The sequence below is a fragment of the Streptomyces sp. NPDC047525 genome (assembly GCF_040643025.1).
GTDB lineage: Bacteria > Actinomycetota > Actinomycetes > Streptomycetales > Streptomycetaceae > Streptomyces > Streptomyces durmitorensis.
Genome location: NZ_JBEYTL010000010.1, coordinates 1 through 26,307, shown reverse-complemented (window position 1 = coordinate 26,307; position 26,307 = coordinate 1). Strand labels below are relative to the sequence as shown.

The 26,307-nt window shown below is 72.2% G+C and carries 26 protein-coding genes and 1 pseudogene; 9 read left to right on the top strand and 18 right to left on the bottom strand.

The features are described from left to right. Positions 1 to 61: 61 nt before the first annotated feature. The 8 genes and pseudogenes from ABZ833_RS28210 to ABZ833_RS28175 all read right to left on the bottom strand — a co-directional run. Positions 62 to 796: pseudogene (locus ABZ833_RS28210) on the bottom strand (DUF4142 domain-containing protein); the annotation flags it as partial. Positions 797 to 929: 133 nt separating this feature from the next. After that, the gene (locus ABZ833_RS28205; protein ID WP_361051908.1) at positions 930 to 1,982 is read right to left on the bottom strand and encodes a TIGR04222 domain-containing membrane protein; all 1,053 of its coding nucleotides are present in this window, start codon (positions 1,980 to 1,982) and stop codon (positions 930 to 932) included. 30 nt (positions 1,983 to 2,012) lie between these two features. Then, positions 2,013 to 3,314: a DUF692 domain-containing protein gene (locus ABZ833_RS28200; protein ID WP_361051905.1), complete on the bottom strand. Its 1,302-nt coding sequence runs from the start codon at positions 3,312 to 3,314 to the stop codon at positions 2,013 to 2,015. Positions 3,315 to 3,423: 109 nt separating this feature from the next. Beyond that, a complete protein-coding gene (locus ABZ833_RS28195) occupies positions 3,424 to 4,191 on the bottom strand; it encodes a DUF4142 domain-containing protein (protein WP_361051902.1) in 768 nt (255 codons plus the stop codon). Positions 4,192 to 4,290: 99 nt separating this feature from the next. Further along, positions 4,291 to 4,881: a TIGR03086 family metal-binding protein gene (locus ABZ833_RS28190; protein WP_361051899.1), complete on the bottom strand. Its 591-nt coding sequence runs from the start codon at positions 4,879 to 4,881 to the stop codon at positions 4,291 to 4,293. A gap of 7 nt (positions 4,882 to 4,888) precedes the next feature. Further along, the gene (locus ABZ833_RS28185) at positions 4,889 to 5,338 is read right to left on the bottom strand and encodes a hypothetical protein (RefSeq protein WP_361051897.1); all 450 of its coding nucleotides are present in this window, start codon (positions 5,336 to 5,338) and stop codon (positions 4,889 to 4,891) included. Between the two features lie 78 nt (positions 5,339 to 5,416). Continuing rightward, positions 5,417 to 6,082, bottom strand: a complete 666-nt coding sequence (locus ABZ833_RS28180; RefSeq protein WP_361051894.1) for a TetR/AcrR family transcriptional regulator — start codon at positions 6,080 to 6,082, stop codon at positions 5,417 to 5,419. Between the two features lie 162 nt (positions 6,083 to 6,244). Continuing rightward, positions 6,245 to 7,192: a LysR family transcriptional regulator gene (locus ABZ833_RS28175; RefSeq protein WP_361051891.1), complete on the bottom strand. Its 948-nt coding sequence runs from the start codon at positions 7,190 to 7,192 to the stop codon at positions 6,245 to 6,247. Positions 7,193 to 7,305: 113 nt separating this feature from the next. Between ABZ833_RS28175 and ABZ833_RS28170 the strand changes: the two genes are divergently transcribed. Together ABZ833_RS28170 and ABZ833_RS28165 are read left to right on the top strand one after the other, a co-directional pair. Continuing rightward, positions 7,306 to 8,202: an NAD(P)H-binding protein gene (locus ABZ833_RS28170; protein WP_361051888.1), complete on the top strand. Its 897-nt coding sequence runs from the start codon at positions 7,306 to 7,308 to the stop codon at positions 8,200 to 8,202. Positions 8,203 to 8,252: 50 nt separating this feature from the next. After that, complete coding sequence (locus ABZ833_RS28165) at positions 8,253 to 8,618, top strand: darcynin family protein (RefSeq protein WP_249587122.1); 366 nt, start codon at positions 8,253 to 8,255, stop codon at positions 8,616 to 8,618. 47 nt (positions 8,619 to 8,665) lie between these two features. Here the strand turns inward: ABZ833_RS28165 and ABZ833_RS28160 are convergent, their stop codons facing one another. After that, positions 8,666 to 9,412: an aminoacyl-tRNA hydrolase gene (locus ABZ833_RS28160; RefSeq protein ID WP_361051883.1), complete on the bottom strand. Its 747-nt coding sequence runs from the start codon at positions 9,410 to 9,412 to the stop codon at positions 8,666 to 8,668. An 86-nt stretch (positions 9,413 to 9,498) separates the two neighbouring features. Between ABZ833_RS28160 and ABZ833_RS28155 the strand changes: the two genes are divergently transcribed. After that, positions 9,499 to 10,479, top strand: coding sequence for an ATP-binding cassette domain-containing protein (locus tag ABZ833_RS28155; protein ID WP_361051880.1), 981 nt, complete (start codon positions 9,499 to 9,501; stop codon positions 10,477 to 10,479). Beyond that, positions 10,476 to 11,144: an ABC transporter gene (locus ABZ833_RS28150; RefSeq protein ID WP_361051877.1), complete on the top strand. Its 669-nt coding sequence runs from the start codon at positions 10,476 to 10,478 to the stop codon at positions 11,142 to 11,144. Before ABZ833_RS28155 ends, ABZ833_RS28150 begins: the two co-directional genes overlap by 4 nt. A 25-nt stretch (positions 11,145 to 11,169) precedes the next feature. Here ABZ833_RS28150 and ABZ833_RS28145 read toward each other — a convergent pair whose 3' ends face one another. From ABZ833_RS28145 to ABZ833_RS28130, 4 genes are all read right to left on the bottom strand, one after another. Then, positions 11,170 to 11,310: a hypothetical protein gene (locus tag ABZ833_RS28145; RefSeq protein WP_249587119.1), complete on the bottom strand. Its 141-nt coding sequence runs from the start codon at positions 11,308 to 11,310 to the stop codon at positions 11,170 to 11,172. A gap of 10 nt (positions 11,311 to 11,320) precedes the next feature. Beyond that, positions 11,321 to 12,253: a polysaccharide deacetylase family protein gene (locus ABZ833_RS28140; RefSeq protein WP_361051873.1), complete on the bottom strand. Its 933-nt coding sequence runs from the start codon at positions 12,251 to 12,253 to the stop codon at positions 11,321 to 11,323. Between the two features lie 310 nt (positions 12,254 to 12,563). Then, entirely contained in the window at positions 12,564 to 13,256 is a 693-nt protein-coding gene (locus ABZ833_RS28135) for an alpha/beta hydrolase (protein WP_361051870.1), read from the bottom strand. Between the two features lie 147 nt (positions 13,257 to 13,403). Further along, positions 13,404 to 14,684, bottom strand: a complete 1,281-nt coding sequence (locus ABZ833_RS28130) for an MFS transporter (protein ID WP_361051867.1) — start codon at positions 14,682 to 14,684, stop codon at positions 13,404 to 13,406. Positions 14,685 to 14,821: 137 nt separating this feature from the next. On the opposite strand from ABZ833_RS28130, the gene ABZ833_RS28125 reads away from it, so the two are divergent. Further along, a complete protein-coding gene (locus tag ABZ833_RS28125) occupies positions 14,822 to 15,898 on the top strand; it encodes a LacI family DNA-binding transcriptional regulator (protein ID WP_361051864.1) in 1,077 nt (358 codons plus the stop codon). Positions 15,899 to 15,913: 15 nt separating this feature from the next. Here ABZ833_RS28125 and ABZ833_RS28120 read toward each other — a convergent pair whose 3' ends face one another. The 5 genes from ABZ833_RS28120 to ABZ833_RS28100 all read right to left on the bottom strand — a co-directional run bounded on the left by ABZ833_RS28120 (position 15,914) and on the right by ABZ833_RS28100 (position 21,924). After that, complete coding sequence (locus tag ABZ833_RS28120; RefSeq protein ID WP_361051861.1) at positions 15,914 to 16,366, bottom strand: hypothetical protein; 453 nt, start codon at positions 16,364 to 16,366, stop codon at positions 15,914 to 15,916. Between the two features lie 99 nt (positions 16,367 to 16,465). Further along, positions 16,466 to 17,680: a D-mannonate dehydratase ManD gene (gene manD, locus ABZ833_RS28115; RefSeq protein ID WP_361051858.1), complete on the bottom strand. Its 1,215-nt coding sequence runs from the start codon at positions 17,678 to 17,680 to the stop codon at positions 16,466 to 16,468. 66 nt (positions 17,681 to 17,746) lie between these two features. Next, a complete protein-coding gene (locus ABZ833_RS28110) occupies positions 17,747 to 19,285 on the bottom strand; it encodes a mannitol dehydrogenase family protein (RefSeq protein ID WP_361051855.1) in 1,539 nt (512 codons plus the stop codon). Further along, positions 19,278 to 20,420: an NAD(P)-dependent alcohol dehydrogenase gene (locus ABZ833_RS28105; RefSeq protein ID WP_361051852.1), complete on the bottom strand. Its 1,143-nt coding sequence runs from the start codon at positions 20,418 to 20,420 to the stop codon at positions 19,278 to 19,280. Before ABZ833_RS28105 ends, ABZ833_RS28110 begins: the two co-directional genes overlap by 8 nt. A 97-nt stretch (positions 20,421 to 20,517) precedes the next feature. Beyond that, positions 20,518 to 21,924: an MFS transporter gene (locus ABZ833_RS28100; protein ID WP_361051849.1), complete on the bottom strand. Its 1,407-nt coding sequence runs from the start codon at positions 21,922 to 21,924 to the stop codon at positions 20,518 to 20,520. Positions 21,925 to 22,059: 135 nt separating this feature from the next. Between ABZ833_RS28100 and ABZ833_RS28095 the strand changes: the two genes are divergently transcribed. The 4 genes from ABZ833_RS28095 to sph all read left to right on the top strand — a co-directional run bounded on the left by ABZ833_RS28095 (position 22,060) and on the right by sph (position 26,188). After that, a complete protein-coding gene (locus ABZ833_RS28095; RefSeq protein WP_361051846.1) occupies positions 22,060 to 22,941 on the top strand; it encodes a GntR family transcriptional regulator in 882 nt (293 codons plus the stop codon). Positions 22,942 to 23,077: 136 nt separating this feature from the next. After that, entirely contained in the window at positions 23,078 to 24,271 is a 1,194-nt protein-coding gene (locus tag ABZ833_RS28090) for a Cmx/CmrA family chloramphenicol efflux MFS transporter (protein ID WP_361051843.1), read from the top strand. Positions 24,272 to 24,407: 136 nt separating this feature from the next. After that, positions 24,408 to 24,986, top strand: a complete 579-nt coding sequence (locus tag ABZ833_RS28085; protein WP_361051840.1) for a TetR/AcrR family transcriptional regulator — start codon at positions 24,408 to 24,410, stop codon at positions 24,984 to 24,986. Positions 24,987 to 25,195: 209 nt separating this feature from the next. After that, the gene (gene sph, locus ABZ833_RS28080; protein WP_361051837.1) at positions 25,196 to 26,188 is read left to right on the top strand and encodes a sphingomyelin phosphodiesterase; all 993 of its coding nucleotides are present in this window, start codon (positions 25,196 to 25,198) and stop codon (positions 26,186 to 26,188) included. Positions 26,189 to 26,307 lie beyond the last annotated feature (119 nt).

Below are 26,307 nucleotides of genomic sequence, written 5' to 3'. Positions count from 1 at the left end.
CCTCATCCCTCTTGTCCGCCCTGTCCTCCTTGGGCTGCGCCGACTCCGACTCCGTCTCCGTGGGCTTGGGGCGGGACGCCGGCGGGGGCAGCGGGAATGTGGGGGAGGGGGAGACCGGGGTCGCCGGATCCGGGGACGCGGTCGGGCCAGGCGGCGCGGGGGAGCGGGTCACCGGGGCGGGGGCCCCCGACGCCGCGTCGCGCGCCAGGTCGTCGAAGTCGACGAGGCCCGTGCCCTCCAGGACCGTGATGTGGTCGAGGACCGTCGTGTTGGCGTCGTCGGCGAGCGTGCGCACCAGCGAGTTGCGGGTGGTCGCGCGGACCTCGGCGACCACCGAGAAGACCTTGCCGTGGGCGGCGCGCAGGATGTTGGCGAACTTCTCGTCGTACGCGGCGCCGTGCGCGTCGCTCATCTCGTCGAGCCAGCCCCGCTGCTGCGAGGTCGGCTGATTGGGCAGCTCGAGATTGAGCTGCGTCGCCACCTCGCGCACCCGCGCGTCCAGGAACGTATGGCCCTCGACGAGGTGCTCGCCCGCGGTCTGGACGGCCTTGGTGGTGCCGCGTGCCTCGGCCTGCTGTCCGGCCGGGAGCTCCCAGAGGCCCGCGAGCCGCACCTTGGTGATGAAGTCGCGGTCGAGCGCGGAGAGCGGGCCGAACTCCGTCGAGACGGTCTCCGCGTCGAGTCTGTCCAGGGCGGTGCCCGACCTGTCCTCGTACGACCAGAGCGGGAAGAGCAGCGCGGCCAGCGTCGCGACGAGCCCCGCGACGATGAGGCCGGTGCCGTTGATGGATCGCATGACGCCTCCTGTTGCACCGCCGCACGTTAGTGCGCGGCGGGGAGGCGTCCGCGGGTTACCGCCCGGATTACGTCAACTTCCGTACGGGTGAGGGGTATTGCGTGCGGGTGGGCCCGTGCCCATGGCGGAGCGGTCAGGAACCGCCGCCTCCGCCTCCGCCGCCACCCCCGCAGCCGCCCCCACCTCCGCCGCCGGAACTTCCGCAGGATGACCCGCCTCCGCCGCCGGAACTTCCGCAGGATGACCCGCCTCCGCCGCCGGAGCTTCCGCAGGATGACCCGCCGCCTCCGCCGGAACTTCCGCAGCCGCCGCCCCCGCAGGCCGAGCCGCCGCCCCCGCCGCACCACGAGGGGCTGCTCGACGAGCACACGTACCCCGAGCCGCTCGAATGCGACAGCAGATGGGGGGCCGCCGGACGCCTGGGCCGGATCCCGTACGCGGCGGTCAGCTGTGCCAGCAGCTCGGGGTCGAGCACGCCGTTCAGGCCGCCGATGGCCACTCGGTTCATCGCGTCGTACGCATGGGCGTTGGCGGCGCGGTACTGGTCGAGCGCGGTCCGTCCCGCGGTGCTGACCCGGCTGTCGGCGGACTTGGCGCAGAGCGAGCCCGTGAGGCCCCCGATGAAGACCCCGACGAACAGCAGGACCATCGGGCCGGTCACGGAGCCGCCCGACGGCCCGTCGCCGGCGCCCGCGAAGCCGAGGATGCAGACGACGAAGAACCCCGCGAAGGTCACGACGTTGTGCAGCCTCGACTTGACCCGCCAGCGGGCCAGGGCCTCGGGTCGTACCATCAGGCCGCGCCAGGCCAGCGCGTCGCCCAGTGCCTGCACGGCGGGGCTGCGCATCACGCCGATCCGCAGCCAGTGCAGGGCGCCGCTCGGCGCGGCGGCGTGCACCTGGAGCAGGGCGCCCTCCACCGGGTTGCGGGCTTCGGACCGCTGGATGCCGACGATGCCGGGTCCGGCGATGGCCAGTCGGCCGTCCTCGTGCATGGCCGTGATCACGGCATCGGTGACCCTGCCGGGCCCGCCCGCGAGGAACGCGGCCTCCAGGGGGTCGAACACGGCTTGGTGCTGGGCGTCGGGCTGCCGGACATCGGCGTGCAGCGCCGTGGACAGGCCGACGGCGAGCACCGTCGACGAGGCCATGACCAGCACGAAGTAACAGATCGTCAGAACTTCCACGGTATTTCCCTATCCCCCGTATACAGCTGTCTATCCCCGTCGCAGCGCGAACCGCGCCGCCCGCAGCCACCGCGTCACCGGCCGCGCGTCCAGCGGCGCGGGCCCGGACCGCTCCAGCCACCACTGGGTCAGCTCGCCGCGCGTCCGCGCGTCCTCGGGCTGCCCGGCGAGCAGCAGCCGCTCGGCGAAGTCCAGTGCGTCACGGCGGTACCCGCCGGACATCGGCCGTGCCTGGGCATAGGCGGAGAACTCGGCGCGATAGGTCTTGCCGAGAATCTCCGGCAGCTCGGGCGCCACCTTCGCCACGACATCCGCCCGCTTGCCGGTCAGCGCCCGGCTCTGCACGGCAAGCCGGGCCCGGTCGAACCCCTCGGGCGCGGGCGTCCCCGCGACGAGCGCGGAGAGAAGCGCGGTCTGGGCGAGGGCGAGACGCTGGCGGGTGGAGGCCGGGACGTCCGCGGGACGCGCGGCCGGTGCCGTGCCGGTCGCGCACTCACCGGAGGCCGGCGCCCGGGTCCGCACCGTCTCCCGTATCGCGTCCAGCTCCCGCTCGAGCTCCTGCGGCGCGGGGAAGTTCTCGTCCCGCTCCAGGAGGACGCCCGGCGGGGTCACCCGTGACGCCAGGTCCGCCAGGATCGCGAGGACCGGCTCGGGGACCGGGTGGGCGTGGCTGTCGTGCCAGACGCCGTCCCGCTCGAAGCCGCCCGCGACATGGACGTACGCGATGGCCTCGACGGGCAGCTCGTCCAGGGCCTTGGCCGGGTCCTCGCCGCGGTTGACGTGGTTCGTGTGGAGGTTGGCGACATCGATGAGGAGGCGTACGCCCGTGCGCTCGACGAGCTCGTACAGGAACTGCCCCTCCGTCATCTCCTCGCCGGGCCAGGAGATCAGCGCCGCGATGTTCTCCACCGCGAGCGGCACCGGCAGGGCGTCCTGTGCGATGCGTACGTTCTCGCACAGCACGTCGAGGGCGTCGCGGGTGCGCGGCACCGGGAGCAGATGGCCCGCCTCCAGCGGCTGCGAAGCGGTCAGCGGGCCCCCGGCGCGTACGAACGCGATGTGCTCCGTGACGAGCGGGGAGCCGAGGGCCTGAGCGCGCTCGGCGAGCGCCGCGAGGCGGGTCTCGTCGGGGCGGTCGGCGCCGCCGAGGCCGAGCGAGACGCCGTGCGGCACCACCGTGACGCCGCGCTCGCGCAGCCGCAGGAGGGAGTCGGGGATGTGCCCCGGGCACAGGTTCTCCGCGACGGCCTCGACCCAGTCGATGCCGGGCATCTTCTCCACGGCGTCCGCGATCTCCGGACGCCACCCGATTCCGGTCCCCAGATGTTTCATGTTCCCCCTCCTCCGCCAAGACCCCGCGTCGTGCCCGTGTCTTGTGAACGTGTGCAGGGGTCATGGCCCCCGCACACGCCGCCGAACCCCTGAGGAGGGACGTTCAGAGCTACATTTGAGGTTCCGGCCGGTCCGTGTTGACCTCTCCGGGCGGGGCCGGTGAAGGCCGTGACGTCGTGGACACATCGCCCGTCGGCCCGGCGGGAGGCGGCTCCGGGGGAGCGACGCCGGAGGGCGGCGGAGGCCCGGTGGGGCTGGTCGTGGCGGTGGCGGCGCCGCCGTTCGCAATGTCGTCGAAATCGACGAGTCCGGTCGCCTCCAGCATCGTGATGTGGTCGAGGACCGTCTGGTTGGAGTCGCTTGCGAGCTGCCGTATCAGCGTGTTGCGGGTGCTGTCCCGGATCTGCGCGATCACGCTGAACACCTTGCCGTGCGCGGCGCGCAGCAGATTCACGAACTTCCGCTGGTACGTCTCGCCGCTGGCCTCGGTCAACTCCTGGAGCCAGCCCTGCTGTTGGGCGGTGGGCTGGTTCGGCAGCTCGACGCCGAGCTGCGCCGCGACCGAACGGGCCCGCTTGTCGAGGTCCGTGTGGCCGACGATCAGGTGGTCACCCGCCTCCTTGATCGCCTCGGTCGGCGCGCGTTCGACGGCCTGCTGGCCCGCGGGCAGCTCCCACAGTCCCGCGAGCCGCACCTTCACCAGCAGATCGCGGTCGGCCGCCGAGAGCGGACCCCACTGTGTGGCCACCGACCCGGCGGCCAGGTTGGCGGGCCCCGTGCCCGAACGGTCGGCGTAGGACCACATGGGGAACGCCAGTGCGCCCAGTGTGACCACGAGTGCCGCGATGATCAGAGCCGTGCCGTTGATGCGCCGCAATGTGCCGTGCCTCCCTGCCCGTGAACCTGCCGTGGAGGCAAGCTACTTCCTGGTACCGGGAGATACGGAAGAGGCGTGCGTGATGTTCAACGCTTCGCCTCACCGGTGTGAGAACGCGGGCTCCCGTCCCAGGAGAGCCAGCATCTCCTCCAGCGGGGACGCGTCCTCCGGCGTGGGCAGGGCCGGTGCGAACGCGGCCCCGGGGCCCCGGCGTTCGGGGTCCTTCGGCACCCGGCGGGCGATGTCGAGTGCGGCCTCGACAACCGGCAGGGGGAGGTCGATGGCGACGTCCAGGGTCGTCGCCACGTCCCAGGAGTGCACCATGTAGTCCAGGAAGTGGAAGCCGACGGCGATCCGCCCCGTGAAGGTCCCGCCGATCTCGGGAAGGGTGAACCCCCGCTCCACGACGCCCTCTTCGGCGAACGCGGCAAGGACATGACGCACCGACTCGTCGTAGACCTTGAACGGGTCGCGTCCGGGATCCTGCTCGATCCAGTACGTACGGTCGGCGCCCGAGCCGCGTGCCGCCGCCGCGAATCCGTGGTGCTGCGCGGTCATGTGCGCCACGAGGTCGCGCAGCGTCCAGCCGGCGCAGGGCGAGGGCCGTTCCCAGTCGCCGTCGCGGGCGGCGCGCAGGACGCGGAGCGATTCCTGGACGGCGGTGCGGTCGAGTGCGATGAGGTCGGTCATGGGGTCCTCACGGTCCTTCCGAGGTGTGATCCGAGGTGTGAACGGCCTTGTCCGGCCAGGGAGTCGGGTCGCGGATCAAGGCGTGCGCGGCGGTCCAGGAGGCATCGGGGTCGAGCCGGTCCGCCGTCCAGGTGGTGGCGCGTGCCGTGCCCCGGTTCCGGTACGCGCGGACGATCCGCAGATGGTCGGGGCGCCCGACGAACCCGTACAGCGATCGCTCGTCGGTCCAGACCGAGACGGAACCCGAGCGCTTGCGCCACGGGTCGAGCCAGAGCCACATGCCGACCGCGCCGGGAGTCCTCGGCCAGCTCCGGCGCAGCCGCAGCCCCGACAGGGCGATCGGGAGGCCCCGGTCGTGACGGTCGGCGGTGAACTCCGTGACGCTCACCAGGACCGGGCCCGGCGTGGACGCTTCGGGGCCCGCTTGCCATGGCGCACGCAGAATCGATGGAAGCATGCGGCGAGCATAAATCTAAACGAACGGTCGTGCTACTTGTTTGCCGAAGTCGGTTCCACCGCCGAACCGGCCGGACGGTCAGGGGAGTCGAGGTGCCAGCGAAGGGTCCGTCGCCGCAGCGCGCAGCCGGGCCGTGATGGCGACGGCCGCCCTGCGGTAGGCGTCCGGTTCGTCGTGCAGGACCGAGTGCGCGTTCGCCGTCTCCATGAGGGCGATGAACTCGAAGGCGAGCTGGGGGACATCGGTGTCCGGGTGCAGTTCGCCGGTGTCGCGGGCCTCGGTGAGGCAGCGCTCCACCTGGCCGGTCCAGTCGCGGTTGGCGCGGACCAGCGCGTCGTGCACGGCCCCCTCGCGGGCGTCGAACTCGGCGATCACCCCGTAGAAGAAGCAGCCGCCGGGGAAGATCCGCTGCTCCGAGTAGTCGAGCCAGCGCGCGCACAGCTGCCACACGCGGCCGAGGCCGGGCGGTGACTGGTGGGCCGGGTCCACCACGTTGTCCAGGAAGATGCGTCCCGCCGCGCGGACGGTCGCGAGCTGTAGCTCCTCCTTGGAGCCGAAGAGCGCGAAGACCCCGCTCTTGCTGAGTTTCAGCTCGGTGGCGATCCGCCCGACCGACAGCGCGTCCAGGCCCTCGACCGAGGCGATGTCGACCGTGCGGCGCAGGACCAGACGCCGGGTCTGGTTGCCGCGCTCGACGCGGCCGTCGAGCTTGGTGTCGACCGTGCCGTCGGCTCTGGTGCCCATCTCGGTCTCCTCGGCGCGGGGGCGGGGTGGTCGGCGGCCACGGTGCGGGAACCGGGTGCGACCACATGCGACCACAGAATATGCGGTGCTCGGGGGCGTCGAGCAGGGATGGCCAGACGGCAGTGGTGGTCAGGCGGCCGGGCCTCCGGGGTGCGCGAAGAGTCAGGCGGCCGGGCCTCCGGGTGCGCGAAGTGTCCGGCGTACGGCGTCGCGGAGCCAGTGGTGTCCCGCGTCGGCCGCGTGGCGGGGGTGCCATGCCATGCCGATGGTCAGGAGCGGCAGGGGTACGGGGATGTCGAGGACGCGCAGGCCGAGGGCGGTGGCCGGGTCGGTCAGGGGAGAGGGGGTGGCGCCGGGGAGCGCTGTGGGGACGAGGCAGACGACATCGCTGCGGGCGGCGAGGGTCATCGCGGCCAGGTGGCTGGGCAGGACGACGGCGACCCGCCGCCGAAGGTTCTGCTCGGCCAGTGCGGCGTCCAGGGGGCCGGTGAACCGGCCGCGGCGGCTCACCACGACGTGCTCGGCTGCGGCGAGCAGGGCCGGGGTCAAGGGCCCGTCGGTGAGGGGGTGGCCGGGCCGGACAGCCGCCGCCATCCGGAGGGTGACCAGCTCCTCGACCCGGGTCTCGGGGTCGATGTGGTCGATGGACCCGACCTCCAGGTCGATCCGGCCCTCGCGCAGGGCGGGACCGGCTTCCAGCTCCTCGGCCCTGACCCGCAGGGAGACCCCCGGCGCCTCCTGCCCGGCCAGCTCGAGCAGCCCGGGAGCCAGTGCCGCGCCGACCAGGTCGGCCGCCTGGAGGGTGAAGGTCCGTCGCAGGTCGGCGGGGTCGACGCCGGTGCCGGGGGCGAGCAGCGCCCCGAGGCGGTGCACCACCGCGGCGACCTCCTCGCGCAGGGCCTCGGCGCGCGGGGTGGGGACCATGGTCTGGCCGGCCCGGACCAGGAGCGGGTCCTGGAGGACGCGCCGGAGGCGGGCGAGTGTGCGGCTCATGGCGGCGGGGGACGTGCGCAGGCGTGCGGCGGCGCGGGTGACGCTCTGCTCGGTGAGCAGGGCGTCCAGCGCGACGGCGAGATTGGCGTCGACTACAGGCTCTGGACCGCAGGTCATGTGGGTAATTCCATTTCAGGCAATGATTGCGTGCTGAAGTTCCCATTGTGGCAATATCCCCGGCCTCCGCAGGATGAGGGACGTACCGATCCGGCACGACCCACGAGGTTTTCATGATCGTCATCACTGCTCCCACCGGGAACATCGGCCGCCACCTGCTGCCCCTGCTCCTGGAGTCCGCCCCCGCCCGCGACGAGGAACTGCGCGTGATCGTGCGCGACCCCGCACGGCTTCCCGACGCGGTGCGCGAACGCGCCGAGGTGATCACCGGCTCGCACGGCGACGCCGCGGTAGTCGACCGGGCCTTCGAGGGCGCGGACGCCGTGTTCTGGCTCGTCCCGCCGGACGCCTCCCTGACCCCCGAGGACGCCTACTCCGGCTTCACGGGCCCCGCCGTGAAGGCCCTCGCCGCGCACGGCGTCGGCCACGTCGTCGGCGTCTCGGCGCTCGGCCGCGGCACCCCGGTCGCCGACAGCGCGGGACTCGTCACCGCTTCGCTCGCCCTGGACGACCTCATCGCAGGCACCGGCGTCGCGTACCGGGCCCTGGCCAACCCGTCCTTCTTCGAGAACCTCCTGGAGGAGGCCGGATCGATCCGCGAGAAGGGCGTCTTCACCGACGCCGTCGACGCCGACCGCAGGGCTCCCCTCGTCTCCGTCGCCGACATCGCGGCCGTCGCCGCGGGCCTGCTCCTCGACCGCTCGTGGACCGGCAGCGACAGCGTCCCGGTGCTCGGGCCGCAGGACCTCTCCCCCGACGACCTGGCCCGCATCATGACCGAGCAGCTCGGCCGACCCGTCCGCTACGAACGCCAGCCGCTCGACGAGCTGCGCGCCACTCTTCTCGGCTACGGCCTCAACGAGGCGTTCGTCCAGGGCGTCGTCGACATGAAGCGGGCCAAGAACGAGGGCCTCGACGCGGGCGTGGCTCGCGTTCCGGGCGCGGCATCCCCCGCCACCACCTTTGAGGAGTGGTGCGCGAAGACCCTCAGGCCCGCCGTCATCTCCTGAACGCGCGGAACCGAACACCCGGAACTGAACACACTACGGAGGCACTCGTCATGACCACTGAGACAACCGCACCGCCGGTCACCGCGTTCATGCTCATCAAGACCCAGCCCGAGTGGCTCGCCATGACCCCGCAGGAACGGGTGAACGCCTTCACCACCCAGGTGATCCCCGCGATCAAGGCCAAGACCACCGGAGTCCGGTCACGCTTCTACGACACGGAGTTCTACTCCACCCGCGTCACCGACGTCTGGGTCTGGGAGGCCGACGACCACGAGGCCTACCAGCTCCTCATCGACGCCTTGCGCGAAACCCCGTTCTGGGACCGCTACTTCGAGGTCGTCGACCTCCTCGTCGGCGCCGAGAACGGCTACGCCCGTACGTACGGCCTCGAACCCGTGGCCACCATCAGTACCTGAGCGCGGGGTGGGGCGGCAGGCGCTCGCCGCGGGCTGGGGCGGCAGGCTCAGCGCAAGGCCGGGTGGTCGGCGACCACCGTGCAGGAACCGGGCGCGATCTCCGTGAAGCCCGCGTCCCGCACCACCGGCAGGCCGCTCGCCACGAGTTCGCGCCAGAGTGAGGCGTCCGGGGTGCGGACGGAGAGCGCGAATCCGGCGTCGCGCCAGGCCGCGCGCTCCTCGTCCGACAGCTCCCACCAGGCCAGTTGGGCGCCGTGCCCCGCCTGCGCCATCGCCTTGCCGGCCGACATGTCGACATCGGGGTTCATCCACAGGACCGGCGCGGTCGCGTCCGCCGGCGGCACCGGCTCCGGGTCGTCCAGGTCCGTGCCGGAGACCTGGAGCCGCGCCAGGTCCTTGGGCCAGCCGTCCAGCGGCACCGGCGGGAAGACGCGGACCTCCGCCGACTTGCCCGTGACGGTGATGCCGGGGAGCGCCTCGGCCCGCCGCCACTCGGCGCCGCGGGCCCGCCGCACCACCTTGCGGATCCGGGCGTCCTGCCAGTCCCGCATGGCCTGGGCCCACTCGCCGTCCCCCAGGGACCGCTCGTCGTCGAGCATCACGAGCACCGCTCGGGCCGCGGTCTCCAGGGCGTCCGTACGGTGCGGAGGCTCGGCGCGCTCGATGCGCGCCACCAGCGGCAGCACGAACTGCGGTGCCTCGTCGCGTGTCGTCCGCTCCACGCGGAACGGGCTGTCCTGGGGGTCTTGGATGTCCTGCGGCTGGGGGTTCCCGGCGGACTGGTCGCTGCTCACGCGTCCAGTCTGCCAGGCGGAAGATCGGGCCGGTCAGGGGCTTTGCCTCTTGCCCCGCCACCGGACCCCTGCGCGAGGATGGCCGCATGGACAGTGATCTTGCGGGGGCCGCGCTGCGGCTCGACGGGGTGGGGCGGCGCTATGCCATGGGCGGGCCGTGGATCCTGCGCGGTGTCGGCTTCGGCGTACGCGCGGGCACGCTGGTGCGGATCGAGGGCGCGAACGGCACCGGCAAGTCGACCCTGCTGAGGCTGCTCGCCGGGATCGACGCCCCGACCGAGGGCCGCGTCGTCGGACGGCCGCGCACGGCGTACGTCCCCGAACGCTTCCCGGCGGCGCTGCCGTTCACGGCCGCCGGGTACCTCACGCACCTGGGTCGCATCCACGGCCTGGCGAAGGGGGTGGCCGCGCGGGCGGCGGAGGAGTGGCTCGAGCGCTTCGGGGCCGGGAGTTACGCGCGTACGCCCCTGTCGGAACTGTCCAAGGGCAGCAGCCAGAAGGTCGCCGTGGCCCAGGCGCTCCTCGCGGGACCCGAGCTTCTCGTCCTCGACGAGGCGTGGACGGGCCTGGACGCCGCGGCCCGCGACGAACTCGACCGGGCCGTGGCCGAACGGGTCGCGGACGGCGGCGCCGTGGTCTTCGTGGACCACGACCCGCGGCGGCTCGCGGGGACGGTCGACGCGGCGTACGCGGTGGTCGGCTCGGCGGTGAACCTCCGTACGCCGGAAGGCACTTCACCGGAGGGCGGCGCTTCGGACAGCCCTTCGGATGGCCCTTCGGTCGTGATCGAGGCGCAGGGGCCTCCGGGCGCCGAGCCGCCCTCCGTGCCGGGTGCCGTCACCGGGCACTCGCCTGAGGGGGTGCTGCGGCTGACGGTGGCGGCGACGCACTCGGATGTCGCGCTGCGCGCGCTGCTGACGGCGCGTCCGCCGTGGCACGTGGTGTCGGTGTCCGCCACGCCCGCCGTGTCCGCAGCTCCCGCGTCCGCGCCGACGACGAGCACGAGTACCAGTACGAGTACGAGTACGAGCACGAGTGCGAGCACGAGCGAGGTGCGCGACCGATGAACGCCCTGCTCCACTACCAGTCCGCACTCCTCCTGCGCTCCCAGCGCTGGCTCGCCCCCGTCATCCTGTACGCCGCGTTCCTCGCCGTCGGCGTACAGAGCGGGCAGCCGATCCTCGACTCCCTCGCGTACGCGGCCGCCGCGCTGCTGCCCGTCGCCGCCTGGCTCGTGCGGATCTGCGCCACCAACGAGCCGCCCGCGGCCCGCAGTTGTGCGGCCGCTGCTGCCGGTCCCTGGCGGGCGCAACTGGCCTGTCTGCTCTCCGCGTTCCTCGCGACGGCCCTGCTCGGTGCCGTCGCCACCCTCGTCGTGGCCGTGATCAGCGACCCGGCGAGCACCGATCACCGGACGGCCGTGAACCGGCTCGCGGCGAGCGGTGCGGGGCTGCTCGCGATGCTGGTGAGCGCACTGACGGGCACCGCCGTCGGCGCCGTCACCAGTCGGCCCCTGATGCGCTCGCCGGGGCGGGCGATCCCGGTGATGCTGCTCGCCTCGCTGCTCGCCCTGGTGACCACGGGTTCCCCCGCGAAGGCGGTCATGACCGCACTCGTCACGGGGTCGCGTGACGGGATGGTGCCGGTGCCGCTGCTGCCGGTCGCGGGAGCGGCGGTGCTTGCGGTGGCGGCGGTGGGGGCGGCCTGCGGGACGGCTTCGCGCAGGGGCTGAGTGCCTGGAGGAGGGCGGAGTCGGCTCAGCCCGAGCAGGCCGTGCGCTGCGCCTCGTGCCACTCGCACACGGGGCACAGCGTCACGCCCTTGTGCGTCTCCGGGTACTCGGTGGGCTCGCGGCACAGCACGCACTCGGCGAACGGGCCCTCGGCGGTGTCGTCCATGCGGCCCAGACTATCCGCGCGTACCGGTCGCCTCTCGCCCTTCAGTCGCCCTACCTGCTTTGGCTGCCCTTCCCTCCCCGGCCGCCCGGATCTGCTCCGACACCCGGACGAACCGGAAGCCGCGCTCGCGCAGCTTCGGGACGATCGTCCGCAGGGCGCGCTCCGTCGTGGGAGCCGCGCTGCGGGTGCAGTGCATGACGACGACGGAGCCGGGCCGCACCCCGTCGAGCACCTGCCGGGCCACCGCGTCGGCGTCCGTCGCGAAGGCGTCGCCGCTCACCACGTCCCACTGAACGGCCGTGACACCGCCCGGAGCCAGCGCGCGCAGCGCCCGCTTGTCGTAACAGCCGCCGGGGAAGCGGAAGTAGGGCACCTGATGCTCGACGCCCGCCTTGCGGAAGGCGGCGAAGGCGCGCTCCATGTCGGCGCGCATACGGGAGGCGGGGACGGTCGGCAGGCCGTAGCAGCGGCCGGTGAAGGCGTAATGGCTGTACGAGTGGTTGGCGACCTCGAAGAGCGGGTCCCGCCCGATGCCCTTGGCCTGCGCCGGGTACTCCTCGGCCCACCGCCCGGTCATGAAGAACGTCGCCGGAACCTTCAGCCTGCGCAGCGTCGCCACGAGCGCCGGATTGTCGAACCGCTCACCGGCCGCGGCGCGGGGCCCCTGGTCGGCGGTCATGTCGGCGTCGAAGGTGAGGGCGACGGTGGGGGCGGCGGACGCCGGGGTGCGGGGAGCGTTCTTGAAGACGGGGGTGAGGCCGGCGGGGCCGGGGGCGAGGGTCGGCGGGCGGGGCGGAGCACTTGCCGAGGGGCGTGCGGCCTGGTCGCGGCTGCCCGGCGCGGGGCCTGTGCCGCAGGCGGTGAGAGAGGCGAGCGCGCTGAGGGTGAGGGTGAGGACGGTCAGGGTGGAGGCGGTGGTGAGTCTTCGTGTGGGGGTGATCATCTGGCGAACATATCGGCACAAAAAGGATGAAAGGACGAAGAGTAAGCCGCACTGCCCCGGACGGCGGAACCGCTGTCAGCTCCGCAGGGTCGTTGGTGCGCTCCACGGGGCCGTCGGCGCGCTCACGGGCGTACGCCACCCGGAGTGCCCGCCGACTGACTCGCCGGGCATCGGGCGAGGCAGCCGACATGAGGCACGGCGGAACCCCCTCGGTGAGTGGTCCTTGGTGTCGCCGCCGAAGTAGCGAACAGTGCGGGCAAGACGGCCCACGCTCCGCTCGACCGGTTCCCCCGGCCGCTCGACCGGCTCTCTAGACCCACCCGTCCAGCGACCCCATGAACGCATCGAAGTCGTCGCGGTGAATGGTGTGTCCGGCGCCCTTGACCGTCCGTACCTCGAATCCGCGTCGCTCCAACTCCCCCTTCAGTTCATCGGAGATGAGGAAACTGGGGTCCGCGACCTGTACCAGGGACGGGACCGTCGGCGTTGCGGGTGTGCGGTCGAGGGCGTTCGGGCCGGAGAGGCCGAGTGCGGTGTCCGGGTCCCAGGCGGCCAGCGTGGCGACCTCGATGTCGATGTCGGCCTCCTCCCAGCGCGGGTTCAAGGTCGCGATCGCCGTCCGGGTCGCGTTCCGGAACTCGACGAACACCGCCGGGTCCACCGACCCGGCCGCGCCGAGCACCCACGCCGGGTCGGAGTAGACGGCCCGTGCCGGGGCCAGCCGCTCCGCCGCGAGAGCGAGCGTCAGGCCGCCCAGCGAGTGCCCGATCGCGAGCTCGGCCCCGCTCGGCAGCGTCTCGACCAGGTCGTCCGCGAAGAGCTCAGCGCTGTACGCGCCGCGCCCGCTCGCACCGTGCCCCCGCAGGTCGACGCCGATCACCCGGTAGCCCTTGTCGGCGAGGGCCGGACCCACACGGCGCCAGGTGCGGTGGTCCGACATGATGCCGTGGACCAGGAGGGCGACGCGGTCGCCGCTGCCCCATTCGCGGGTGTGCAGCTTCATCGTGATGGCCTGCTTTCTTGCTTCTCGTACGTGAACTTGTGCGTGCCCGCGCGCAGTTGTGCGTGGACTGGCGTGCGTGGACAGGCGTGGGTGCACGCTGTGCGTGGACTGTTGTACGTGAACCACCTCACCCCTGCCGCCGATTCCTCAGCGCACTCCGCGGATCGGGCGGACCGCCAGCGCGCCGAGGACGGACAGGGCGGCGCCCGTGACGAACAGGGCCGTGTAGCCGCCGCCGTCACTGCCCCCGCAGAGCGAGACGATGACGGACGCGACGAAGGGGGCCAGGATCTGCGGGCCCGCCTGCGCCATGTTCAGGACGCCCAGATCGCGGGCGGCGTCGTCGGCGCTCGGCAGGATCATGGACACCAGCGCGTTGTCGACGGCCATGAAGCAGCCGAAGCCCAGGCCGTTGAGAGCAGCGAAGACGATCATCGCGGTCCAGGTCGGCGAGACGGCCGGGATGACGAGGGCGACCGCGGAGATCGCGGCGGATGCGGCGACGAACAGCTTGCGCCGGTCCATCCGGTCGGAGAGCACGCCGCCGACGACGGTGGACACGGCCATCGCGACCGCGTTCACGGGCGCGATGATGGCGACGGCGTCCTCGGGCTCGATGCCGGACGGCAGGTCTATGTGGTCCTGGAGGATGTAGAGCTGGTAGCCGAAGACGCAGAAGTAGCCCAGCACCAGCAGCGCGCGCCCGATGAACGCCCAGCGGAAGTCGTGGTGGCGCAGGGCGCCGAGGAACGCGGCGAACTGGTTCTTCACCGGGGCCGGCCCGTGCGTGTGCGCCGTCCGCTTCGGTTTCTCGCGTGCCAAGGCGGTGAACAGAGCCGCCGAGAGCGCGACGAACAGGCCGAGCACCAGATATCCGGTCCTGAGGTGGTCGGCGAACGCCGAGCCGATCAGTGCGCCCAGGGTCGCGCCGATCGGCAGTCCGATGCCGACGGCAGCGGACGCCTTGCCGCGGGAGGCGAGCGGTACGCGGTCGGGGACGACCGAGGTGAGCGCGGCCTGGAAGACGTTCATCACGGCCTGGCCCAGACACCAGGCGATCGTCACGAGCAGTACCGTCCGGACCCCGCCGAGCAGCGCCATCGCGCCGACGGCCGCGACGCCGCCGCCGAGTATCCAGGGATTTCGGCGGCCGCTGCGGTCGGAGAGTGCGCCCGCCATGGGGTTGAAGACGGTGGCGAAGACGGCGCTGACACCGCTGACGAGGCCGAGCATGGCGACCTTGTCGGCTTTGTCGATGTGCTCGATCTGAAGCGGCAGCAGCACGCTGCCCACGCCGACGTAGAGCGTGTACATCGCGGTGTTGGCCAAGGCCAGGAGGGGCATGAGGCCGCGCGGGGCCCGGGTGGCGGCGTCCGGCGGAGTCCGGTCCTCCGGGGGCGTGTGGTCCTGGTGAGCGGAAAGGGCCACGTTGCCCTCCTCCTCAGAAGGTCGGTCGCGATGACCGAACGGTTCGTGACACGTGTAACTTGACACGTGTAAGTGCACTTTCTAGCACTCGTCTCATGCCCGCACCAGAGCCGCGGCGGGAAAGGATGCGCAGCAGGATGAACGACAGCTCAGGGCGCGAGGGCGCCGGTACAGAGCGCGAGGGCGCCGGACCCGTGCCCCCGACCAGCACCTCCGTCGCCCGGTACGCCGGAGTCTCGCGCGCGACCGTCAGCTACGTCCTGAACGGCCTGGCCGCGGGACGCGTCAGCCCCGCCACGCAGGAGAAGGTCCGTGAGGCCGCCGAGGAGCTCGGATACGTTCCGCACGCCGCCGCGCGGTCCCTGCGGTCCGGCAGCAGCGGGCTCGTCCTGATCGCCGTGCCCGCCGACACGGTGCCCGCCTTCGGGCCCCTGTTCACGGGCTTCATCGCCGCGTTCCAGGCGGAGTTGCAGGCGTACGGACACACCGGAGTCCTGCACGGCGCGAGCGCGGGGGACACTCCGCAGGCCGCTGTCCGCGCCTGGGCGGAGCTGAGGCCCGCCGCCGTCATCGCCATGATCGGCGCACCGCTCGACGAGGCCTCCGTGGAGATCCTGAAGCGCTCGGGCACTTCCGCCGTCGTCTCCTACGGGCCGCCCCCGGCGCCCGGCGCGCACGGCATCGCCATGGACCAGGAGGAGGTCGGCGCCGTGGCCGCCGCCCACCTCCTCGCGGGCGGGCGGCGCGACATCGGCGTCGTCGTCCCGGTCGAGCACGGCCTCGGCCTGTTCAGCGAGCCGCGCCTCAAGGGTGTTCGGGCCGTGGCGGCCACGTGTCCCGGCGCGCGAGTGGAGCCGGTCGGGCTGGCTTACACCGAGGAGTCGGCGGCCGAACTGGCCGCCCGGTGGCGCGACTTGGGCCTGGATGCGGTGTTCGCCTACAACGACGAGTACGCGATGCTCCTGATGCGGGCCCTCCAGGACTCCGGGATCGACATCCCCGGAGATGTCGCCGTGGTCGGCGCCGACGACCTGCTGCTCGGCAGGCTGCTGCGGCCGACGCTGACCAGCGTACGCATCGAACTCCCCCCGCCCGCCGATGTGGCCGCCCTGGTCGACCGCCTCATCCGCGAGCCGGAGACACCGCCCGCGGTGCACCGGCGTTCGACGGCACACATCGAGGCGAGGGAGTCCAGCCGCCGCCCGGCCGGATGAGGCACGCCCGCAGGGTCACCCCGCGCCGACCATCGCCCCGGCCCCCGGCAGCGCGAGCGACGCCGCATCGGCGAACCGCTGCCGCAGCAGTTCGTACTCCGCATGGCGGCGCGGCAGCCGCCCCGGCGGTCGTTCCACGGCGCGCGGGGCCGTGATCCGCTGGCCCAGCATGAACTGCTCCCGGGTCAGGTCCAGTTCGACCCCGCTCGGGAGGCGGTTCCACCAGTGATGCCCCTGCTGCTCGCCGTCGGCCGACCACACCTCGCCGACGAGCAACTGGCCGCCGAACAGGTCGTGCACGACGAGCGCGGTGATGTCGCAGTGCCCCCAGGCGGGGTTGTCGGTGGTCCACGGGGCGCGGGCGACGTCGTCGGGGGAGCAGGTGTCGGCTGACCACGCGGCGCGCAGTGCCGCGTGGAGGCCGGTCAGGGTCAGGGGATTCGCGGAGGCCTGGGCAAGCGGGTTCATGGCGTTCACCATGACACCCACCACTGACAACGCCCCGGCCGCGGACGACGCCTGCGCGGCAGGCGGCACCGGAACTCTCGACCGGCGTGAGGGTGCCGCTCACCAGTCGTGCACGGACCCGTCCCGCAGCCGGTTCACCGGCAGGTACTTGCGTTCGTACGGGAAGCGCGCCGCCGCCTTCTCGTCGAACTCGACGCCGATGCCCGGCTGTTCACCCGGGTGCATCAAGCCGTCCTCGAACCGCCAGGACGTCGTGAAGACCTCCTCGTACCCCGGCAGGTGCTCCATGTACTCCTGCATGCCGAAGTTGGGCACGGACAGGTCGACGTGGAGCGCGGCGGCGAAGGACGCGGGGGAGAGGTCGCCCGCGCCGTGCGAGCCCGTGCGCACCCCGTACAGCTCGGCCAGCGAGAAGATCTTGCGCAGATGGCTGATGCCGCCCGCGTGCGAGACCGACGTACGGATGTAGTCGATGAGCCGGTTGGTGATCAGATACTGGCAGTCCCAGACGGAGTTGAAGATCTCGCCGACGGCCAGAGGCGTCGTGGTGTGCTGCCGGATCAGGCGGAAGGCCTCCTGGTCCTCGGCCGGGGTCGGGTCCTCGATCCAGAACATGCGGTACGGCTCGAGGGACTTGCCGAGCCGGCCCGCCTCGATCGGGGAGAGACGGTGGTGCGCGTCGTGCAGGAGCTGGAAGCCATAGCCGAACCGCTCGCGGACCGCGGCCATGTAGGTGGGGACGAAGTCCAGGTAGGCGCCGGTGTCCCAGTCCTCCTCGGAGGGCAGCGCGCCGTCGGCGGGCTCATAGGTGACGCCGTCGCCCTTGCGCATGCCGTAGACCCGCTCCAGGCCCGGCACCGCGGCCTGGGCGCGCACCGCACGGAATCCGCGGTCGAGGAACCGCTGTACGTCGTCAAGGAGTTGGGGGACGGTGTCGCCGCTCGCGTGGCCGTAGACGGTGACGCCGTCGCGTGCCGCGCCGCCCAGGAGCTGGTAGACGGGGAGCCCGGCCACCTTGCCCTTGATGTCCCACAGCGCGACGTCGACGGCGGCGATCGCGGTCATCGTGACGGGACCGCGCCGCCAGTAGGCGCCCTTGTACAGGTACTGCCAGATGTGCTCGATGCGGTCCGCGTCCTGCCCTATGAGGACGGGGCACACGTGGTCGCTCAGGTAGGAGGCCACGGACAGTTCACGGCCGTTGAGGGTGGCGTCGCCGATGCCGGTCACACCGTCGGACGTGGTGAGCTTCAGGGTGACGTAGTTGCGGCCGGGGCAGGTGACGAAGACCTCGGCGGCGACGATGGTGGCCATGCCTGGACTCCCTTTCGATCGGGGGAAGTGAAGGACGTGCGGGAGGGGGGAGAAGGGCGGAGGGGGTCAGCGGGCGGTACGCAGCACTTCTCTCAGTGCCGCGTCGATGCCGCGCGGCGAGCCCAGCGCCGTCGCGTACTCGGCGACGAGCGAGGTGAACTCCGCGTGCCCGGTGACCTGTTCGGGCAGAAGGCCACCCGACTCGATCAGGATCCGCGCCGCCTCCGCCGGGCCACCCGCACGCGCCGCGAGCTGTCGCAGCCGCGCGGTCGCCGGGTCGGCAACCGCGCCGAGCGCCGCCTCGTCGTACGCGTCGGGGCCGCCGGTCACCACCCTGATGTACGCCGCGACCCCGAGCGCGAGGACCGGTGGGACGCGCCCCGCCGCGAGGTTCTCCTCGACGGCGCTCGCCCAGCGCACCGGGATCTTCAACGAGCCGTCGGAACCGACCTGTGCGGTGCGGTGCCCCAGGGCGGGATTCGCGAAGCGCTGCAGCAACTCCTCCACGTACGCACGGCCGTTGACGCCTTCCGGCAGGGTCAAGGTGGGAAGGATCTCGTCGGTCATCGCGGCGCGCACGGCCGCGCCCACCGGCTCGTCGGCCACCGCCTGATCCATCCGTGCCAGGCCGCGCAGCAGCCCGAAGTAGGCGAGGAGCGAATGGGCGCCGTTGAGCAGGCGCAGCTTCATCAGTTCGTACGGGGCCACATCCGCCGTGAAGACGGCACCGGCCTCCTCCCACGCGGGACGCGACGCCCGGAAGTCGTCCTCCAGGACCCACAGGCGGTACGGCTCCGCGACCACCGGCACGGTGTCGCGCACGCCGAAGCAGCGGGCCGCCAGCGCGCGGTGCTCGTCCGTCGTCGCGGGCACGATGCGGTCCACCATGGTGCTCGGTGTGGACGCCGATGCGGCCAAGTAGGCCTGGAGGTCGTGGCGTTCGGGCATGGGCAGAGCCTCGATGAACGTGTCGAGCAGCGCACGCAGGCGCCCGCCGTTGTCCATGAGGTTGTCGCAGCTCAGCAGGGTGACCGGTCCAGCGTGGCCGCGCAGCCGGTGCTGCAGGCCGCGGACCAGGAGCCCGATCGCGGTCATCGGATCGCCCCGCCCGGAGAGGTCCGCGCGGACCGCCGGATCGTCGAGGTCGAGCGAACTGCCTTCAGCCGTGAGGGAGTAGCCCTTCTCCGTGACGGTCAGCGAGACGATGCGCGTGGCGTCGGAGCCGATGGCCGCGACGACTTCGGGCGTCTGGTGCGCGGCGACAAGGCCGCGGTGGTGGACGCCCGGCACCTGGGCGGCAGGTCCACTGCCCTGGCTCAGCGTCAGCACCGTGTAGAGATCGTCCTGTTGGGACATGCCCTCGATCACGGGATGCGCCCCGCTCCGGCCCCGTCCGGTGGCCACACCCCGGATCCCCCACGGGCCCTCGGTGTGCCGCAGCGCGTCGGCGGTGTACACGGCCTGGTGCGCGCGGTGGAAGTTGCCGAGCCCGAGGTGGACGATGCCTGCCTCGGGGGCACGCGGCGGACGCCTGATCCCGGGTACGGGCAGGCGGCTGCGGGCCAGGCGGGGCAGGGCGTTGCCCGGAGCGGCGAGGTCAGCCACGATCCTGCCCCTCCTGCCGGGTTCCGGAAAGCGCTCCGGAGGCCGTCGCGAGCCCGGGTTCGACGAGCACCTTCAGCTGCGAGCGGTCCGTGAGCGCTGCCGTCAGCGCCGCGTCCGCCCGGTCGAGCGGGAACGACGCCGTCACCAGCGGTTCGAGCCGGATCCGCCCCGTCCCCGCGAGCGCGATCGCCGCCGGGAAGTCACCCGCGTACCGGAAGGCGGTGACGAGGGACATCTCCTGGCGCTGCATCCAGGCGAGCGGCAGCTCCGTCACCGGCGCCGACGGATTGCCGACGACGACCGCGGTGCCGCCGGGGCGAAGGGCCCGGATCGCACCGACGAGGGCGCCGCCGTTGCCGGAGCAGTCGAGCGCGACGTCGAAGCCGTCCGGGTCGGCGAGGGCGGTGGCCCTGGCCGGCTCGGGGGTCAGCTCCGCCGCGCCGACGGTCCCGGCGCCCAGTTCGGCGGCGTGGCGCAGCCTGGCACCGGCCACGTCGGAGACCGTCACCGAAGCGGCGCCCGAGGCCAGGGCCACTTGCAGGACGAGCAGCCCGATGGGCCCCGCGCCGGTGACGAGGACCCGGTCGCCGGGTGCGATCCCCGACCGGCGTACGGCGTGCACGGCGACGGCCAGCGGCTCGATCAGCGCGCCGTGGCGTACGTCCATGGAGGCGGGCAGCGGGTGCACGAAGCCCTCCGGGGCGACGAGGTACTCGGTCAGGGCGCCGTCGGTGGGCGGTGAGCCGAAGCACGTCCCGCGCGGGCAGAGGTTGTAGCGCCCGGCCCGGCACAGCGCGCACCGGCCGCAGGGGTGGGCGGGTTCGACGGCGACGGGGGTGCCGGGCTCGTGGTGTCCGGCGCCGGGTCCCGCGGCCACGACGACACCGCTCGGCTCGTGGCCGAGGACGGTCGGGGCACGGAGCACGTTCGGGCCGTTCTCGCCGTGCGCGTAGTAGTGCAGATCCGATCCGCACAGGCCGACGGCGGCGATGCGGACGAGGACCTCGCCGGGCCCTGGCACGGGCACCGGGCGCTCCTCGACGCGCAGGTCCTTCGGCCCGTGCAGGACCGCTGCACGGTGCGTCCCGGGCCCGTGCGGCATCGCTGCTCGCAGGCTCTTCGTCTCCTCGGTCACGAGGCGTCCTTTTCTCTCGCGGATGTGCGGATGCGCGGATTCACGAGTTCTCTTGCGGGAGTTCTCTTGCGGGGCGGTCGGTCGGCGGGAGGGCGCGTCAGCGGATCGGCAGCGGCTCCACCCGCTGGATCACGAACGCGTACGTCAGCGCGCCGACCACGGAGAGCGCACCGGACACGAGCAGCGGCACCACGTACGAGCCCCCGGAGGCGGCCAGCAGGAATCCCGTCACGATCGGACCGAGCGCGCCCGCGACGTTCGACGCGAAGTTCTGGATGCCGGCCAGCGAGGCGACGTGCCCCGGCGTCGGCGCCACATCGGCGGGCAGCGAGGCGACGCTCACCGTGGCGAACGTCAGTGAGGCGTAGCTGACCGAGAGGAGGGCGAGGGCGCCCGCCGCCGTCGGCACCACGACCGTGAGGGCGATGACCGAGGAGCAGAGCGTGCCGGAGATCAGGCAGGTCTTGCGGACCTTGGTGGTGGACCAGCCCTTGCGGAGCAGCCGGTCGGCCGTCCAGCCGCCGGTCAGGCTGCCGACGATGGCGACGAGGCCGGGGATGGTGCCGAAGAAGCCGAGGCTCAGGAGGTCGAAGCCGCGCTCGTCCACGAGGTAGCTGGGGAACCAGGTGATGAAGAAGTAGATGACGTAGTTGAGGCAGAAGAAGCCCAGCATCATGCCCCAGACGGTGCGGTAGCGGAACAGGTCCCGCCAGCGCAGCGACTTGGCCCCGCCGTCCGTCTGCTCCGCCGCGTCGCCCGATTCCTCCGGCTCGAAGCGCGCGCCCCCGCCCTCGATGTAGGCCCGTTCCTCCGTCGTCAGCTTCGGGTGGTCCTCCGGCTCGTGGTACCAGCGCAGCCAGGCGACGATCCAGACGAAGCCGAGCAGACCGCAGACGATGAACGCGGCCCGCCAGTGGAAGGCGGAGACGATCGCCGTGACCAGCGGCAGCGCGATGGCCGTGCCCACGCGCGCACCGTTGTCCCAGACGCTGTTGGCCAGCGTGCGCTCGCGCCGCGGGAACCAGCGGGACACCGCCTTGGCGGGCGCCGGATACCCGGCGGCCTCACCGGCCCCGAGCAGCATCCGCGCGCCGATCAGGGTGCCGACTCCGCGTACGAGACCCATGGCGACGGTGGCGAGGGACCACCAGATCGCCCCGATGGCGAAGACCCGCTTGACGCCGAACTTGTCCAGGGCGGCGCCCGCGGGCAGCTGGCAGATCGCGTACGTGATGAAGAAGGCGCTGAGGACGAAGCCCTGGATCTCCGGGCCTATGTCCAGGTCCTTGGACATGGCGGGCAGCGCCACGCTCAGCGTCGAGCGGTCCAGGTAGTTGACCGCGAGGCCTCCGAAGCAGAGCGCCACGATGCCCCAGCGGACGTTCTTCCCCCGGCCGCGCGGGCGGGGCGGCGCGGTGTCATCGCCGGGGTCGTCCGTCGGTTCCTGGGGTGTTCCGGCTGCGGATTTCTTCTGGAGGCCCGGGGTGGCCGGCGTCGTCGTCATCGGACTCCTTTGTACGAGGGACGGGCAGGGGCGGCTCGGGCGGCTCCCGGAGCAGCACCCTTTCTACCTGCGACGGAGCTACCATACAAGGCTTGTATGGTAGTGAATTCCAGACGCGGGTGAGAAGCTGACCCCATGGATCGCCGACCGTCACAGCCCCGCAGCGCCGCCTCGCCCACGCCCGAAAGCGCCGCACCGCGGGTCCGGGAAGACGCCGCACCGCGGGTCCGGGAAGACGCCGCACCGCCGTCCCGGGAAAGCGCCGCATCGCCGTCCCGGGACGGCGTCGCACCGCCCGTCCGTGAATCGGTCCGCACGCGCGTGCACGGGATCCTGCGCGGCCAGATCACCTCGCTCGAACTGCCCCCGGGCAGCCCGCTCTCGGAGAACGAACTGGCCAACGAGCTCCAGGTGAGCCGCACTCCGGTGCGCGAGGCGCTGATCCTGCTCGGCGAGGAGGCCCTGGTCGAGGTCTTCCCGAAGCTGGGCACGTTCGTCTCCCGCATCAGCGTCCCCGCGGTGATGGAGGCTCAGTTCGTGCGCGAGGCCATCGAGTTGGCCGCGCTGCACGAGGCGGTCAAGCGCTCCGACGCGCAGGACATCGCCGACCTGCGCGCGATCCTCGATCTCCAGCGCCAGGCCTGTGCGGCGGGCGACGCGGACACGTTCTTCGGGCAGGACGAGGCCTTCCACCGCCGCCTGATGGAGGCCAGCGGGCATCGCACGCTCTGGCGCACCGTGACCACGGCCAAGGCCCACCTCGACCGCGCCCGCCGGCTCAGCCTGCCGCTGCCGCACCGGGTGGAGACGCTCATCGAGGAGCACGCCTCGGTGGTCGACGCGCTGGAGAACCGGGACGACGCGGCGGCCGTGGCGGCGCTGCGCGGTCACCTCCAGGGCGTGTTCGACGACATCGGCACGATCCAGGCCCGCCACCCCGAGCTGTTCGTGGCCGACGGCGATGGTGCCGTGCCGGTGCGGCGGCGGGTGCATCCGGGAGTGCGCGGCCAGGTCTGATTCCTGACTGGTTCCAGGGGGCCCACCCATAACTGATACCCACTTCTGAAGCGATCGATTCAGAATGTGCTAGCGTCCTGACCGTCCGTTTTGGAGCGAGCGCTCCAAAAGGTAGTCGCGATCATGAGAGGCATCAATGCCACCTGCGGTGTACATAGTTGGGCTCGGCATCTTCACCCAAGGAACCTCGGAGTTCATGCTGTCCGGCCTCCTGCCGGGCATGGCCGCCGACCTGGGTGTGTCGATCCCGGACGCGGGGCTGCTGATCTCGGCCTTCGCGATCGGCATGGTCGTCGGCGCCCCGCTGCTCGCGGTGGCCACCCTGAGCTGGCCCCGGCGGACCGCCCTCGTCTGGCTCCAGGCGGCCTTCGTCGCCGCCCACGTGATCGGCGCGCTCGCCCCCGGCTACGGGGTCCTCTTCGTCACACGCGTGGTCAGCGCCCTCGCCTACGCGGGGTACTGGGGCGTGGCCGTGGCCACCGCGGTCGCCCTCGTGCCGCCGGCGGCCAAGGGGAAGGCGGTTGCCGTCGTGGCGGGCGGGCTCACACTGGCCACGGTCGTCGGCGTACCGGCGGGCACCGTCCTGAGCCAGTACTCCAGCTGGCGCGCCGCGTTCTGGGCGGTCGCCGCGGCCACCCTGGTGAGCCTCGTGTGCACGCTGCTCGTCGTCCCCGGCGGCCGGGCCGAAGCCGGGCGTACGTCGGTGAAGGCCGAGCTGCGCGGCATGGCGCGGCCCCAGCTCTGGCTCTCGTACGCCGTCACGGCCTTCACCTTCGGCGCGGTCATCGTCACCTTCAGCTATCTCGCGCCCCTGCTGACCGAGGTGAGCGGAGTGTCCGAGGGGTGGGTGCCCGCGGTCCTCGCCCTGTTCGGCGCCGGCGGGATGGTGGGCCTGGTCATCGGCGGACGCACGGCGGAATCGCACCCTCTGCGGACCCTCGGCCTGGGGCTCGGCGCGCTCGCCCTCTTCTCCGCGCTGCTCGCGCTCACGGCTCGCTCCACCGTCGTCGTGATCGCACTGGTCTTCCTGCTCGGCCTGGTCGGATACGTGACCAATCCGGCGCTCCAGTCACGCGTGTTCACCCTCGCCCCGGCCGCCCCGACGCTGGTCGGCGCCACCAATACGGCCGCGTTCAACGTCGGCAACACCCTGGCCCCGCTCCTCGGGGGTCTGACGATCGACGCCGGGCTCGGCTACGCCTCCGTCGCCTGGGTCGGCGCCGCGCTCGCCACGGCCGGAGCGGTGGCCGCGCTCTGGGCGGCGCGGCTCCAGCGGGCGGGGCGGGACGCCCAGACGGAGCCCCGGGAACGTACGCGAGTGGCCGCATGACGAAGTCGCACGACGAATCCACCGGGGCGCGCCCCCGCGCCACCGCCGCCCCCGACTGGTACGCCTCCGCCGGAATCTCACGGTCTTCGTCACCGACATTTTGTACGCATGTTCCAAAACCCGTACTGTGGGGGGCATGGCCAGGCCACGAGAGTTCGACGAGGACCGCGTCGTCACCGCGGCCATGGAGACGTTCTGGCGTCATGGCTACGAAGGCACGTCGACGCGCGCGCTGTGCGACAGCACCGGGCTCGGCCCCTCCAGCCTCTACAACACCTTCGGCGGCAAGCGTCAGCTCTATCTGCGCGCCCTGCAGCGTTACTACGAGACCAGCACGGCCGAGCAGATCGAGATCCTGCGGGGCGAAGGAACGGCGAAGCAGCGGCTGCGGGACATGATGGTCCACGCCGTGGACGCCGATCTCGACGAGGCGGACGGGCGCGGCTGCTTCGCGATCAACGCGGCCGTCGAGATCGGCGGGCTCGACCCGGAGGTCAAGGACGCGGTCCGGCGCAACTTCGACCGGGTCGAGGAGGAGCTGCGCACGGTCGTGACGACCGGTCGGCGCACGGGCGAGCTCCGCTCCACGGCCGACGCGGTGGCCGTCGCGCGCCGCGTGCAGAGCACGTACTACGGCCTTCGCGTCATCGCCCGCGTCCAGGACGACCGGCAGGCGCTGCTCGACACGGTGGAGAGCACGCTCGCCGATCTCTGATCCCCCGGGGGCCGGCGGGACGTTGCCCCGCTGCCACCGGGGCCGCGCGTTTCAGTCTTGGCGGGACACACAAAAACGTCACGCTCCCGCCGCGAGTTCTTTGTTCACGTGAAGTATCCCCAGAAGTAATCACGGCTGATTGGATTGCGGCGCCCCATCAGTCACATCACGTGCATCCGCACAACAACCCCCCACTCCCAGGAGATTCAGTGCCGCACCCAGCGCTGCGCAGGACTCAAGCCGCCGCGATCACCACGGTGCTCGCCGCGGCCACGCTCGCCGCCGTCGCCCCGTCCGCGACCGCCGACGCGCCTGCCGCCTCTGTCGACACTCCCGCACTCAAGGTGCTCTCGTACAACGCGTTTCTCTTCAGCAAGAACCTCTACCCGAACTGGGGCCAGGACCACCGCGCCAAGGCCATCCCGGCCGCGGACTTCTTCCAGGGCAAGGACGTGGTCGTCCTCCAGGAGGCCTTCGACAACTCCTCGTCCGCCGCGCTGATGGCCAACGCCGCGGACCGCTATCCGCACCAGACCCCGGTCATGGGCCGGAGCAAGGACGGCTGGGACGCCACCGGCGGCGCGTACTCCTCGGCGTCCCCGGAGGACGGCGGGGTCACGGTCCTGAGCAAGTGGCCGATTGTGCGCAAGGAGCAGTACGTCTACAAGGAGGCCTGCGGCTCCGACTCCTACTCCAACAAGGGCTTCGTCTATGCCCAGTTGGACGTCAACGGCACGAAGGTGCACGTCGTCGGCACCCACACCCAGTCCACCGACCCGGGCTGCGGCTCCGGCGAGGCGGCCGCGACCCGTGCCACCCAGTTCAAGGAGATGGACGCCTTCCTGGACGCCAAGAACATCCCGGCGGGCGAACAGGTCCTCGTGGCGGGCGACTTCAACGTCGACTCGCACAGCGACGAGTACGCCTCCATGCTCGCCGATGGCGGCTTCGCGCCCGCCGACGGCCGCACCGGCCACCCGTACTCCTTCGACACCCAGGACAACTCCATCGCCGCCGAGCGCTACCCGGACGACCCGCGCGAGGACCTGGACTACGTCCTGCACCGCAAGGGCCACGCCCGCCCCGCGAGCTGGCACAACGAGGTGGTCAAGGAGCAGAGCGCACCCTGGACGGTCTCCAGCTGGGGCAAGCAGTACACGTACACCAACCTGTCCGACCACTATCCGCTGATCGGTTCCTAGCGGTCGTGGACCGACCCGCGGGGTGCGTGGCGGCCGGCCGCCACCCCACCCCCGAGCCGGCGGGGCAGGTGGAGGGGCCCGGCGCCCGGACCGGCCCGCGCACGGCGGGGGTGTGTCAG

Bases quoted from the DNA above. Each gene is read 5' to 3' on its own strand.
- ABZ833_RS28200 (WP_361051905.1), bottom strand. From the start codon at position 3,314: ATGAAACATCTGGGGACCGGAATCGGGTGGCGTCCGGAGATCGCGGAC.
- ABZ833_RS28190 (WP_361051899.1), bottom strand. From the start codon at position 4,881: ATGACCGACCTCATCGCACTCGACCGCACCGCCGTCCAGGAATCGCTC.
- ABZ833_RS28185 (WP_361051897.1), bottom strand. From the start codon at position 5,338: ATGCTTCCATCGATTCTGCGTGCGCCATGGCAAGCGGGCCCCGAAGCG.
- ABZ833_RS28180 (WP_361051894.1), bottom strand. From the start codon at position 6,082: ATGGGCACCAGAGCCGACGGCACGGTCGACACCAAGCTCGACGGCCGC.
- ABZ833_RS28175 (WP_361051891.1), bottom strand. From the start codon at position 7,192: ATGACCTGCGGTCCAGAGCCTGTAGTCGACGCCAATCTCGCCGTCGCG.
- ABZ833_RS28170 (WP_361051888.1), top strand. From the start codon at position 7,306: ATGATCGTCATCACTGCTCCCACCGGGAACATCGGCCGCCACCTGCTG.
- ABZ833_RS28165 (WP_249587122.1), top strand. From the start codon at position 8,253: ATGACCACTGAGACAACCGCACCGCCGGTCACCGCGTTCATGCTCATC.
- ABZ833_RS28155 (WP_361051880.1), top strand. From the start codon at position 9,499: ATGGACAGTGATCTTGCGGGGGCCGCGCTGCGGCTCGACGGGGTGGGG.
- ABZ833_RS28150 (WP_361051877.1), top strand. From the start codon at position 10,476: ATGAACGCCCTGCTCCACTACCAGTCCGCACTCCTCCTGCGCTCCCAG.
- ABZ833_RS28145 (WP_249587119.1), bottom strand. From the start codon at position 11,310: ATGGACGACACCGCCGAGGGCCCGTTCGCCGAGTGCGTGCTGTGCCGC.
- ABZ833_RS28140 (WP_361051873.1), bottom strand. From the start codon at position 12,253: ATGATCACCCCCACACGAAGACTCACCACCGCCTCCACCCTGACCGTC.
- ABZ833_RS28135 (WP_361051870.1), bottom strand. From the start codon at position 13,256: ATGAAGCTGCACACCCGCGAATGGGGCAGCGGCGACCGCGTCGCCCTC.
- ABZ833_RS28125 (WP_361051864.1), top strand. From the start codon at position 14,822: ATGAACGACAGCTCAGGGCGCGAGGGCGCCGGTACAGAGCGCGAGGGC.
- ABZ833_RS28120 (WP_361051861.1), bottom strand. From the start codon at position 16,366: ATGAACCCGCTTGCCCAGGCCTCCGCGAATCCCCTGACCCTGACCGGC.
- manD (WP_361051858.1), bottom strand. From the start codon at position 17,680: ATGGCCACCATCGTCGCCGCCGAGGTCTTCGTCACCTGCCCCGGCCGC.
- ABZ833_RS28100 (WP_361051849.1), bottom strand. From the start codon at position 21,924: ATGACGACGACGCCGGCCACCCCGGGCCTCCAGAAGAAATCCGCAGCC.
- ABZ833_RS28095 (WP_361051846.1), top strand. From the start codon at position 22,060: ATGGATCGCCGACCGTCACAGCCCCGCAGCGCCGCCTCGCCCACGCCC.
- ABZ833_RS28090 (WP_361051843.1), top strand. From the start codon at position 23,078: ATGCCACCTGCGGTGTACATAGTTGGGCTCGGCATCTTCACCCAAGGA.
- ABZ833_RS28085 (WP_361051840.1), top strand. From the start codon at position 24,408: ATGGCCAGGCCACGAGAGTTCGACGAGGACCGCGTCGTCACCGCGGCC.